This is a genomic window from Halodesulfurarchaeum sp. HSR-GB, from assembly GCF_031432215.1.
Lineage (GTDB): Archaea > Halobacteriota > Halobacteria > Halobacteriales > Halobacteriaceae > Halodesulfurarchaeum.
In genome coordinates this window covers 632,708-644,072 of the sequence record NZ_JAVKGN010000001.1, presented here as the reverse complement: position 1 = coordinate 644,072, position 11,365 = coordinate 632,708, and the positions used below count along the sequence as shown (strand labels likewise).

Genomic DNA, 11,365 nt, shown 5'->3' with positions numbered 1-11,365 from the left:
ATCAAACTCGTACTCTCCCCCTCGAAACGGCCGATAATCGTTTCTACCCGGCCTGAATAGCTCGGCTGATGGTAGCTCACGCCGGCTCGGCAGATCGTGGTTTCCCGCCGCGTCGGCCGCCCAGCGTGACCACCCACAGCACGCCGAGGCCGAAGACGTAGGCCGCGGAGGTCGGGACTGCAAGGAGGAACATCGTCCAGATGCTACTGGAGGAGAAGAACGTCGAGAATACGAAGATCACGAGGACGACTCCCCGCCAGCTCCGGCGCATGCGCTCGTAACTGATGATCCCGCCGCGGTGGAACAGCCACATCGAGATGGGGATGTCCGCGAGCAGGCCCACCCCGGCCGTGGTGAAAAACACCATCCAGAAGAAGTTGTTCACCCGGTAGCTCACCACCATCCCGGCGCGGATCGCGTCCTCGACGAGATACGAGATGATCGGCGGGGCGACATACAGATACCCGATGATACTTCCCCCGATAATGCCGAGGATGATCGAGATACCCCAGAGGGAGACCGCACGCCGGTCGCCCCTGATGATGCCCCGCTCGCTCAGGGCCGGCCAGGCGTAGTAGAAGAGCACCGGCAGCGTGACGATGGCGCCGATGACCATCGAGATCTTGACCTCGAAGACCAGTGCCTCGACCGGGTGCAGCGTGATCGGCCACTGGGTCGCAGCCGGGTCCGGTCGAACCTCCGGGGGAATCCGGGAGATGAAGTCCGCCCGGATGGTGCCGATGCCACCACGATAGAGGAACATGAAGAGCCCGGCCATGACCACCATGAAGATCCCGACCAGGTGAAACGTCCTGGAGCGCAGACTGTCGAGGATGAAGGCGATGTCGTGGTAGTACCCGCCGATGTCGTCCTCGGTCGTCTCCTCCTCGGTGAAGGCGTTGACCATCCCGGCGGTGGTCTGGGAGAACGTCCCCCCCGACTCCTCCTCGGCTTTGAGTTCCTCGGGCGCGTCGTCGAACCGCTCGAAGATCGCCTCTGCCTTCTCCGGGTCGCCGTCGTCCATGGCCCGCTGGGCTGCCGCCAGCGCCGATTCCTCGCTCATACCGGCAAAGACCTCGATGGGCAGCGCCCGGACGGCTTCGGCCCCCTCGACCTCGTCGATGTCGGGGAGCGGTTCTTCGGGCTCGGCCGCCGGTTCGCCTGTCGCCGCTTTCGGCGGGAGCCCATCTTCGGGCTGGGCCTGCATCGTCGCCCGGTAGAGCACCACCAGCGCGCCCAGGATGGCGAAGACGACAGCCCCGATCAGCACGACGACCAGGAGGGCCAGCCCTGGCGAGAGACCAAGCGCGGCCGCAGCCGAGGGCACGGGCCCTGGTCGAACGAGCGTCGGGAGCGCCGGCCGGATCGACCCGTTGAAGAGCTCCAGACCGCCCGCGCCGTAGAACCAGTAGACGAGCCCGCCGCCCAGGACCGCCGTGCCGGCGACCCGGTGGAGCCGGCGGCGGAGGGCCCCGAAAAAGTCGAGATTGCGACGGCCACGCTTGCCGGCAGTCACCAGTTTCGAGAGATAGAGACTGAAGGCATAGAGGAGCAAAAGCGGGAAGGCCCACATCAACTGGGTGAACGGGTCCGGTGGGGAGAACATCGCGCCGAAGGAGAAGATGGCGATGACGGCGTACTTCCACTTGTCACGGAAGGTCTCGTAGGGGACGATCTCCGTGTAGGAGAGGGCAGTCATCAACAGGGGAAGCTGGGCCGCGAGCCCGAAGGACAGCGCCAGCACGAGAATGAACTCCGTCCAGTGCACGATGGAGTAAAGCGGCGCGAGCCCGGCCCCCAGGGCGTTGCCCGCCAGGAACGTGAACATGATCGGGAAGAAGAGGAAGTAGGCGTAGACGATGCCGATGGTCGAGAGGAAAACCGCCATCAGCGCCACGATGGCGAGTTTCCACCGGGGGACATGCAGATCGGGAATCAGACCTCGGTCGGCCAGCGGTCGCTTCGAGTAGTACAGGAGCACCGGCAGCGCGAAGATGATCCCGACCGCCAGCCCGATCTTCACCTGGAGGAGGATCACGTCGAAGGGCGTCTGGGCGATGACCGCGGCCCCGCGGGCGAGCAGGTCCCGCTTGAGCGTCGGCCAGATGTAGAGCCGCATCGCGATCACGCCGGCGAAAAGCCCCACGACGAAGGCGACGAAGACCACCTTCAGGCGGTTCTGGGCGGTCTTGAGGATCGCCCCGAGGGTTTGTCGACCGCTCTCGATCGATCGAGCGGTATCCGCGTCTATCGGCCCCGGGGCACTCATCGTGTTGGGCCTATCCCAGTGTCCACTATCAATCTTCTTCTCTGGGGACGGTCGGAAAACGAAAAGGCCCATAACGACGCCGTTGCCTATCTGGGGTCATGTCGCGGGATCCGAGCGAGGGCTCGGACGGGGAGCCGACGGACGCCGACGAGCAGCGAGCGGACCGTCAGGACTCCGAGGATTCCCGCACCGAGATCGTCGATCTCGACGCCGAGGACAATGCGGAACCGAACGAGACGGACGCTTTCGACGCCACAGGCGGGACCGACGATGAAAGCGAGGCGGCGGAAACCGAGGACGAATCCGACGATTCTGGAGAAGCGGAGACGCATGCGGACGGCTCGACCACCGAGCCAGCGGAGGGTGCCGACGAGGCTGAAGAGACGACCGACGAGCCAGAAGACACGGACGAAGCTGAAGAGACGAAAGACGAGACGGCGGACACGGGGGAGGAAGCCGAAGACACGGACGAAGCCGAAGAGACGACCGACGAGCCAGAAGACACGGACGAGGAGTCCGACACCGAAACTCCCGAAAGCGAGACGGAAACGACGCCGATCGAGCGCAAGACCGGACCGGCCGAGGACCAGGAACAGCCCCTGACCGAGCACATCGAGGAGATGGTCAAGCGGGTCGCCGTGGTCGTCGTCATCGCGGGTGTGGTGAGCCTGCTCGCGTTCCCCTACGGCGAGGAGTTCATCAACTTCCTCTGGTACTCGGTGCTCCCGAGTGACATCTCGAAACCCCACGTCTATCACCCACTGGAGCTCGTGGTCACCCAGCTCAAGGCGGCGAGCCTGCTGGGACTGGTTCTCGCGCTGCCCGTCTTCGTCTACGAGACCTACGCGTTCATGCGACCTGGACTCTACCCCCACGAGCGACGCTACTATCTCGCCGCCGTCCCGACGAGCCTGGTCCTTGCCTTCGTGGGACTGCTCTTTGGGTACTTCCTCATCCTGCCGGCGGTGATGACCTACTTCCTCCAGTACTCGCGTGACGTGGTGGACATCGCCTTCGCGCTCGGACAGACCTTCTCGCTCATGCTGGTCCTGTTGGGCTTTCTCGCGGTGGTCTTTCAGATCCCGCTGTTTGTCATGCTCGCGATCATGATGGGCCTGACCACCCGGACCTGGCTCGAGGAGCGCCGACTCATCATCTGGGGGGTGTTCCTGGCGATCGCCTTCCTCTTCAGCCCGGACCCGACCGGCATGGCCCCGTTCCTCGTCGCTGTAACCATGATCGGGCTCTTCGAGGGCACGTTGCTCTTGCTCCGCTGGACCGGCCGCGGGAACGGGTGACTCCCCAATCGTTTAGCCCCTCGGGGTGAACCGTGGACTCGATGGAGCTCGAGGCGATCCCCGGGATCGGCCCGAAGACCCGCGAGGCGCTTGCCACCCTGGAGGACCCGGTCGAGGCCCTGGAGCGCGGTGACGTCGCCGCGATCGCTGCAGTCCCCGGAATCTCACAGGGGCGGGCCGTCCGCATCGTCCGAAACGCGATTCGTCACCGCCACGACGATCCCGGCGGGTTTCTCGCGACCGACCGCGCCGAAGCGGTCTACGACGGCCTGCGCTCGCTTTTGGCCGAGCGTGCCGTGACCGACTACGGCCGAAAACGGATCGAGACCTTCTATCCGAGTGCGGTGCCCGCCCGCATCGCGGAGACCCGTGCCGTCGCCGAACGGGCGATGGCGCGAGAGTTCGGGGAGCCCGTTCGGGAGGCCCTGACGGGGCTGGAACCGCTCTCCGAGCCCGGGGCGGTCAGAGTACGAGACCGCTGTCTGGCGACGACCGACGCCGAGACCTACAGTCGGGCGACCGAGGCGGTCCCGGAGTTGAGCGTCGAGCTGGTCTCCGACGCCCGGGCGCTCGCCGACCTCGCGCGAGGCTATGCGACCGTGATCGCCCTCGACCGGGAGTTTGCGGGTGTCGAGGTCGACGGTGACGTTCGAGTCGAACCCGACGCCCTGGAGAATCCTGCCGAGCTGGTTCCGGAGCGAGTGCTCGCCTTCTACGGGGCGAACCGCGAGTCGATCCGGGCCGCGATCGAGGTGCATCGCGTCGCGAACCTGGAGTGTGAACTCGACCTGGACGCACTTGCGGGGTCGCTTTCCCGGATCGAGGACGACGGGCAGGTGAGTTCCGACGCCGAACTGACCCGGCTCGCTGCGGCCGTCGATGACCTGGAGGAGGCCGTCTCGACGGCCGAATCGATCGCGAACGACCGGCTCACCGAGGCGATTTCGGAAACCGACGTGACCGTCGACGGGGCCGACCTGCTCTCGCTGGCCGAGCGGGGAGCGGGAGTGGACTCGATCCTCGCCCGGGAGCTGACCCAGGAGTTCGATGGCGCTATCGAAGCCGCCCGGAACCACCTCGTGGAGGCACTCGATCTGCAGGACGAGGAAGCCACCGCGGCAGCTCGGGTCTTCCCGGAGGAGCCGACGTTTCCGGTCGAGCGAAACGAGTCGGCGCTGTCCCGACTTGAAGAGACATTGACGACCGCCCGGGACCGCCGGGCCGGACAGGTCAAGCGCGAGTTGGCCGAGGAGCTTGCGGGGGCTCGCGAGCCAGTCCGGGGACTGGTCCGGCGGGCGCTGGAACTCGACGTCGAGCAGGCCATCTCGCGATTCGCGGCGGACTTCGATTGTGTGATGGCCGACCGCTCTGGACGCGGGTTCGAGATCGAGGGCGGTCGGTCACCCCTGCTTGCGGAACCGCCCGAGGCCGTCGAACCGGTCGATTACGCGGTCGAGGACGTGGCGCTGCTCTCCGGAGTGAACAGCGGGGGCAAGACCACGACCCTGGACATGATCGCCGCGATCACGATCCTGGCCCACATGGGGCTACCCGTGCCGGCGACCGCGGCCAGGGTGCCCGAAATCGAGGAGATTCACTACCACGCAAAATCCAGTGGCACCCTCGACGCCGGCGCGCTGGAGACCACGCTCCGGGATTTCGCCTCGCTGTCCGCGGGCGGAGCGACCAAACTCGTCCTCGTGGACGAACTCGAGAGCATCACCGAACCCGGGGCCTCGGCGAAGATCATCGCCGGGATCATCGAGGCCCTCCAAGAGAGCGAGGCCACGGCGGTCATCGTCTCCCATCTCGCGGCCGGGGTGCGGGAAGCCTGTGAGACCCCGGTCACGGTCGACGGGATTCGGGCGCTCGGGCTCGAAAACGGCGAATTGCAGGTCAAACGCTCCCCGGAGAAAGACCACCTGGCCCGTTCGACACCCGAGTTGATCGTCGAGAAACTGGCAGAGGGAGACACCGAGGGCAGGACGGAAGCGTTCTACCGGGCGCTGCTCGAAAAGTTCTGATCGAAACAGGTCGGCAAAATAAGACGGACTATATTGCCGATTTTTGAGCGTAGAAATCAGCTGTTGCCGAAACAGCCTATCATAAATTTTGGACAAGTAAATCTTAGTATAATATTACAGGACATTGCCCGTAAATCCCCCTATTGCAGAGCGGCACAACAGTTAAGTGAAATGGGAAGTCTTGTGGCAATGGGTGACACATGACAGAAGAAGCGACCACGTCGCGTGAGGAGTGGGGGACCCGTTTCGGGTTCATGATGGCGATGATTGGGGCAATGGTCGGTGCCGGCAACATCTGGCGAATGCCCTATACGACCGGGATGAACGGCGGCGGCGCGTTCCTGCTCGCCTACATCATCCTGCTGTATGTCATCGCCATCCCGGGACTGATGGCCGAGACGATGATCGGTCGGTACACGGGGAAAGGCGTCATCGGGACGTTCAAACAGATCTTCGACGACAAGACCCTGCGCGGGCTCGGGTTCGTGGTGGTCATCGTGAACTTCGCGCTGATGACCTACTACCTGCCGCTCGTGGGCGAGATCCTGTACTACGCGGTCCACTCGGTGCTTTTCACCTTCATGGATTCCGCGTTCCAGCCCGAGGTCTTCTGGGATAGCTTCATCAACTCGCCCGCGCTGACCGTCGGGACCCACACCGCGGTGGCCATCGGCGTGGCCGCCGTCCTCTCCCTGGGGATCAAGGACGGGGTCGAGCGGATGGCGAAGTACATGATCCCGCTGATGGCGATCGCGCTGGTCGCGGTCGCCATCCGCGGCGTGACCCTTCCCGGCGGCATGGAGGGCCTTTCCTTTGCCTTCAACCCCGACTGGAACTACTTCCTGCGCGGGGAGACCTGGGTCGCGGCCCTTGGGCAGGCGCTTTTCTCCACCGGCCTCGGCTGGGGGGTCGCCCTGACCTTCGGGAGCTACCTCCGCAAGCACGACGACGTGCCCCTCGGCGGTGCACTGTTCACGGCCGTCGGGAACACCAGCATCGGCCTGCTCGCGATCTTCGCAGTCTTCCCGGTGGTCTTTGCCTTCGGGCTTGAGCCCACCGCGGGGACGAGTCTGGCCTTCATCTCGCTGGTCGAGGTCTTCCCGCAGATGCCGGGTGGCGGCCTCTGGGCGATCGTGTTCTTCCTCGGCTTCTTCTTCGCCGCGTTCACGTCCGCGTTCGCGCTGACCGAACCAATCGTGACCACGCTCGACGAAGAACTGGGCTTCTCCCGGAGTCAGACCGTCGTGGGAGTCGTCGGCCTGATCTGGCTTTTGGGCGTGCCGAGCGCGCTCTCCCAGAACTTCCTGGGAACGATGGACTACATGTTCGGGAACTTCGGCCTGCCGATCGCCACGCTGGCGGTCATCTCGCTTGTCGGCTGGAAGTTCAAACCCGAGCGGGGTCGCGTGCTCGATCTGAACCGCAACGCCGACATCCACATCGGCCAGTGGTGGAACCCGATCGTCCGCTTTGTCATTCCGGCCGTGATGCTGTTCATCATGGCCTACGGCGCGGTGACGAGTCTGGGAACCGAGAACGAGACGCTCATGTTCGGCGGCCTCGCGCTCATGGCGATCATCCTCGCTACGAGTCTCGGACTGGCCCAGGCACTGAACATGCAGACAGAGGACGAACGGCCGGCCGTTTCGGGAGGTGACTGATCATGGCACTGGCACCAATCACGTGGGTCATGATGCTCGGCTCGATCGTCCTCCTCTGGGGGGTCGGCGGCTGGGCGATGTATCGCACGTTGACCGACGAGGACCGCAAACTCGACCTCATCAGACGTCAAGGAACCATCGACACCTACTCCCCCACCGCGTTGCAGGACCTGCGGAACTGGATCGAAAACAACCCGGGGGACCCATACTACGAGGAGGCGGTCGACCGCCACGACGAGTGTGTCGAGGTGCTTCGAGAGAACGAGGAGCCGTTCTACGACTGGTCCGAGAGCGAGATCAAGGCCCTCGAAACCATCGGCGAGGAATCGGCAGCCGACTGAATCGGTTCGCGGACTGATTTTTTGGCGGGAAGGGTTAAGTGGCCGTGGTGGCTCGGTTGACAGCATGGCTGACGAGGACATGCTCTCCTGGGACGAGTCGATCTTCCGGGACGAGCACGTCTTCGAGATCGATTACGTCCCGGAAGTTTTCGACCACCGGGACACGCAACTGGAGACGTTGACCCACGCCCTGCGACCAGCGACGCGGGGAGCGAGACCGCTCAACGTCCTCGCCACCGGTCCACCGGGGACAGGCAAGACGACGGCGATCCAGAAAGTCTTCGGCGAACTCGACGCCCAGCCGGGGGTACGGGCGGTCCGGGTGAACTGTCAGGTGGATTCGACCCGGTATGCGGTCTTCTCCCGGATCTTCCGGGCGCTTTTCGACTACGAACCGCCGGCCTCGGGCATCTCCTTCAAGAAACTCTTCGGCCAGATCGCCGAGAAGCTCACCGAGGAAGAGACCGTCCTGGTGGTGGCCCTCGACGACGTGAACTACCTCTTCTACGAGAACGAGGCCTCCGAGACCCTCTACTCGCTGTTGCGTGCCCACGAGGCCCACCCGGGGACGAAGATCGGGGTCATCCTGATCTCCTCGGACCTGGATCTGGACATCATCGAGGGCCTCGACAGTCGGGTGCAGAGCGTGTTTCGCCCGGAAGAGGCGTACTTCCCGGTGTATGACACCTCGGAGATCGTCGACATCCTCTCGAACCGTATCGAGGTCGGGTTCCGGCCCGACGTCGTCCCGCCGGACGTACTGGACGAGGTGGCCGCACGGACCGCCGAAACCGGCGATCTCCGGGTGGGCATCGATCTGCTCAGACGGGCCGGGCTCAACGCGGAGGGCCGGGCCAGCAAGACGATCGAACATCGAGACATCGAGCAGACCTTCGACACCGCCCGTCACGTTCACCTCGAACGGCATCTGGAGGGGCTCTCGGACCCGGAACGCACCCTCCTCACGGTCATCGCCGAGACCGACGCCGAGCAGGCCGGGGCCGTCTACGAGACGTTCCACGAGGAGACGGACCTGGGGTACACTCGGTACACCGAGATCGTCAACAAACTCGACGATCTGGGACTCATCGAGGCCGAGTACGAATCCCTGGAGGGCCGGGGCCGCTCCCGGTCGCTGCGCCTGGCTTACGACCCGGAGGCGGTGCTGAATCGACTGAGCTAAGCAGCAGGGTTTTCCCCGCAGAGCGGCATTGTCACCCATGGGAGACCTGTCTGCAGTGCTGCACACGACAGAAGGCGACATCGAGATCGAACTCTACGACGAGCGGGCCCCCCGGACCGTGGAGAACTTCGTCGGCCTGGCGACGGGCGAGCGGACCTGGGTCGACCCCGAGACCGAGACGGAGGTCGAGGGCGAACCGCTCTACGACGACGTTCCGTTCCACCGGATCATCGGTGACTTCATGATCCAGACCGGCGATCCGACCGGGACCGGCCGCGGCGGCCCGGGCTACACCTTTGACGATGAGTTCCACGACGACCTGCGCCACGACGAGGCCGGGACCGTCTCGATGGCCAACCGCGGCCCGGACACGAACGGCTCGCAGTTTTTCATCACGCTGGCCCCCCAGCCACACCTCGATGACAAGCACGCCGTCTTCGGGACGGTAACCGACGGGATGGACGTCGTTCGGGAGATCGCCGGCGCGAAGACCGACCGTCAGGACTACCCCAAGAAGGACATCCTGCTCGAATCGGTCACGATCGAGGAGTAAGCGAAAGGGCTTACCCACTTCTTCACGAACAGTGGAGCGCGAGGGTAGCCAAGTGGCCAACGGCGGCGGGCTTAAGACCCGCTCTCGAAGGAGTCCGTGGGTTCGAATCCCATCCCTCGCAGTGAGCGAGTTTTCGAGCGAACGAGAAGGATGGGTTCGAGCCCTGGAAGACGAGCGACCATCGGGAGCGAGTCTTCCTCCGGTTCGAATCCCATCCCTCGCATAGCGAGGTCGAACGCAGTGAGACCTCGATGGCGAGCGGTGAAACCGCGAGCCAACTCCCACTTTTTCCGAGGGGCTGCGAAGCAGCCCCTCGCAAAAACTTGGGGAAAAAGACCGCTAGCGGCTGGCCAGTATCAAGACTTTCAGTCTGTAGTGAGCGAGTTTTCGAACGGCTGGTTCCGCGCTGCCCCGAGTCAGAACCCGTCGACGATGGGAACCTCGTCGGGCCCCAGATCGTCGGACAGCACCAGATCGGCGACGACCTCGTCATCCTCGATCGCGAGCATTCGCATGCCGTCGCTGAGTTCGCTGACGTCGACGCGGTCGTCGGTGGGCGCCGTGTCGGAGAGCAGGTAGAACTGGCCGCTGGTATCGACGGCGAAGAAATTACCGTCGTCGTCTGTATACTCGGGGTGTAACTGGAAGTGTCGTTCGGCTGCCATCGTCCGCCGGTTTGCTGGATCGCCGGATAAGCCTCCCGGTTGCACTCCCGTTCGTTTACGGACCCAGATACCCCCACGCCTGTAGCCGGTCGCCGTCGCCGTCGATCCAACGCTCGCCGATGTCATCCCGGTAGTACATATTGGGCATCAAAACGTGATCGATGCGCTCGTAGGCCTGCTCGCGGGCCGCCTGCATCGTCTCGCCCGTGCCGGTCACGACGAGTGGCATGCCACTCTCGCCAGCGACCCGCCACTGACCGTCGACTCGTTTCGTATCCTCCAGGTGGATCCCCTCGCGACCCGCCTCGAAGACCACGGCCGCGTTCCGTGAGTTCTCGTCGTAGGTCTGCTCGTCGTCGAAGGGAAAAGGCGGCAACACGATCCGAACGCCGACCTGGTAGCCCCGATGGACGGTCGGCTCGGGGTCGTTGCCGTGAGCCAACTCGTAGAAGAACTCGCCCGTCGAGGACTCGATCGATTCCTCCTGCAGTGCGATCGTTGGGTACCCGAACCGCGGCGTGAACTCCAGTGGATAGATCCCGTTCTCGTTCACGATGCAGTTCAGGTCGATGCTGCCAACATAGCCCTCATTGGCGAGCCAGTCCTCGAGTTTGCCCAGGGTTTCTTGAAACAGCCTGTTCTGCCCGGCCCAGAACATCGACGTGCCCATCTCGCCGGTCGAGGGACCGATATTGCCCGGGAAGAGTTTCTTGTGCTCGAAGTTGAAGTTGACCCGATCGACGAACCGCTCGCCGTCGAAAAAGCCACAGATGGCAACCTCGACGCCCTCGACTCGCCGCTGGAGCTGAAAGCCCTTCATCCGGTGGCCCCAGGCCTTCTCGTAGGCTTTCAGCACGTCCACGACATCACTCCCGTCGTCCTCGCTTCCCACATAGAGAAGTCGCTTGACGTTCTGGACCTCCCCGAGCGGTTTGATGACGTACGGGGCAGGGTGCTCCAGAACGTGCTGGATGCCCGCCTCGAAGTCCTCGAAACTGTGGTGTTCGACGGTGCTCACTCCGTGTGCTTCGAGCACGTCCATCGCGTAACCCCGATCGTCTTCGAGTCGGTCGGTGTTCGGCGTGCCGCCGACGACGGCGTTCCCGTCCGCACGGAGTTCCGCAGCGAGTGCGCCCGTCCCGACACTCGAACCGACCCAGATGTCGTCGAAAACGATGACGTCGGCCCACTCGACCTCCGTGCGCCAGTCCTCGGTCTTCGGGACGAACCCGTTACCGATCTCTCGGTCGCTTTCGGCTTCGATGTAGTACTTCACGTCGTGGCCCTCACGGTGAACCTGCCAGGCCAGGTCGGTGATCAGCGCCGCGTCGGCCGAGACGAAGAGGAAGTTGTGGGTGTCCATCGGTAACT

Annotated in this window: 9 protein-coding genes and 1 tRNA gene; 7 read left to right on the top strand and 3 right to left on the bottom strand. The window is 64.2% G+C overall.

What is annotated here, in order from left to right; all coding sequences use genetic code 11:
- Positions 1-76: 76 nt before the first annotated feature.
- A complete protein-coding gene (locus RH831_RS03440) occupies positions 77-2,269 on the bottom strand; it encodes a twin-arginine translocase subunit TatC (RefSeq protein WP_310552877.1) in 2,193 nt (730 codons plus the stop codon).
- Positions 2,270-2,367: 98 nt separating this feature from the next.
- On the opposite strand from RH831_RS03440, the gene RH831_RS03435 reads away from it, so the two are divergent.
- From RH831_RS03435 to RH831_RS03405, 7 genes are all read left to right on the top strand, one after another.
- On the top strand, positions 2,368-3,567 hold the full coding sequence (locus tag RH831_RS03435) for a twin-arginine translocase subunit TatC (protein WP_310552876.1): 1,200 nt from the start codon (positions 2,368-2,370) through the stop codon (positions 3,565-3,567).
- A 41-nt stretch (positions 3,568-3,608) separates the two neighbouring features.
- Positions 3,609-5,591 (top strand): helix-hairpin-helix domain-containing protein, encoded by a 1,983-nt coding sequence (locus RH831_RS03430; RefSeq protein ID WP_071933560.1) that lies wholly within the window; start codon positions 3,609-3,611, stop codon positions 5,589-5,591.
- A 257-nt stretch (positions 5,592-5,848) separates the two neighbouring features.
- A complete protein-coding gene (locus tag RH831_RS03425; RefSeq protein ID WP_394327103.1) occupies positions 5,849-7,252 on the top strand; it encodes a sodium-dependent transporter in 1,404 nt (467 codons plus the stop codon).
- 2 nt (positions 7,253-7,254) lie between these two features.
- Positions 7,255-7,593 (top strand): hypothetical protein, encoded by a 339-nt coding sequence (locus tag RH831_RS03420; protein WP_310552875.1) that lies wholly within the window; start codon positions 7,255-7,257, stop codon positions 7,591-7,593.
- A 64-nt stretch (positions 7,594-7,657) separates the two neighbouring features.
- The gene (locus RH831_RS03415) at positions 7,658-8,776 is read left to right on the top strand and encodes an ORC1-type DNA replication protein (protein WP_310552873.1); all 1,119 of its coding nucleotides are present in this window, start codon (positions 7,658-7,660) and stop codon (positions 8,774-8,776) included.
- A 37-nt stretch (positions 8,777-8,813) separates the two neighbouring features.
- Positions 8,814-9,329, top strand: coding sequence for a peptidylprolyl isomerase (locus RH831_RS03410; protein WP_310552872.1), 516 nt, complete (start codon positions 8,814-8,816; stop codon positions 9,327-9,329).
- Between the two features lie 38 nt (positions 9,330-9,367).
- A tRNA-Leu gene (locus tag RH831_RS03405) sits at positions 9,368-9,450 on the top strand.
- Positions 9,451-9,745: 295 nt separating this feature from the next.
- Here the strand turns inward: RH831_RS03405 and RH831_RS03400 are convergent.
- Positions 9,746-9,994 (bottom strand): hypothetical protein, encoded by a 249-nt coding sequence (locus RH831_RS03400; protein ID WP_310552871.1) that lies wholly within the window; start codon positions 9,992-9,994, stop codon positions 9,746-9,748.
- A 55-nt stretch (positions 9,995-10,049) separates the two neighbouring features.
- Positions 10,050-11,357: a phosphoribosylglycinamide synthetase C domain-containing protein gene (locus RH831_RS03395; RefSeq protein ID WP_310552870.1), complete on the bottom strand. Its 1,308-nt coding sequence runs from the start codon at positions 11,355-11,357 to the stop codon at positions 10,050-10,052.
- Positions 11,358-11,365: the final 8 nt, after the last annotated feature.

What these genes read in the sequence shown, in the direction of transcription:
- RH831_RS03440 (WP_310552877.1), bottom strand. Translation starts at nt 2,269, where the DNA reads ATGAGTGCCCCGGGGCCGATAGACGCGGATACCGCTCGATCGATCGAG.
- RH831_RS03435 (WP_310552876.1), top strand. Translation starts at nt 2,368, where the DNA reads ATGTCGCGGGATCCGAGCGAGGGCTCGGACGGGGAGCCGACGGACGCC.
- RH831_RS03430 (WP_071933560.1), top strand. Translation starts at nt 3,609, where the DNA reads ATGGAGCTCGAGGCGATCCCCGGGATCGGCCCGAAGACCCGCGAGGCG.
- RH831_RS03425 (WP_394327103.1), top strand. Translation starts at nt 5,849, where the DNA reads ATGGCGATGATTGGGGCAATGGTCGGTGCCGGCAACATCTGGCGAATG.
- RH831_RS03420 (WP_310552875.1), top strand. Translation starts at nt 7,255, where the DNA reads ATGGCACTGGCACCAATCACGTGGGTCATGATGCTCGGCTCGATCGTC.
- RH831_RS03415 (WP_310552873.1), top strand. Translation starts at nt 7,658, where the DNA reads ATGGCTGACGAGGACATGCTCTCCTGGGACGAGTCGATCTTCCGGGAC.
- RH831_RS03410 (WP_310552872.1), top strand. Translation starts at nt 8,814, where the DNA reads ATGGGAGACCTGTCTGCAGTGCTGCACACGACAGAAGGCGACATCGAG.
- RH831_RS03400 (WP_310552871.1), bottom strand. Translation starts at nt 9,994, where the DNA reads ATGGCAGCCGAACGACACTTCCAGTTACACCCCGAGTATACAGACGAC.
- RH831_RS03395 (WP_310552870.1), bottom strand. Translation starts at nt 11,357, where the DNA reads ATGGACACCCACAACTTCCTCTTCGTCTCGGCCGACGCGGCGCTGATC.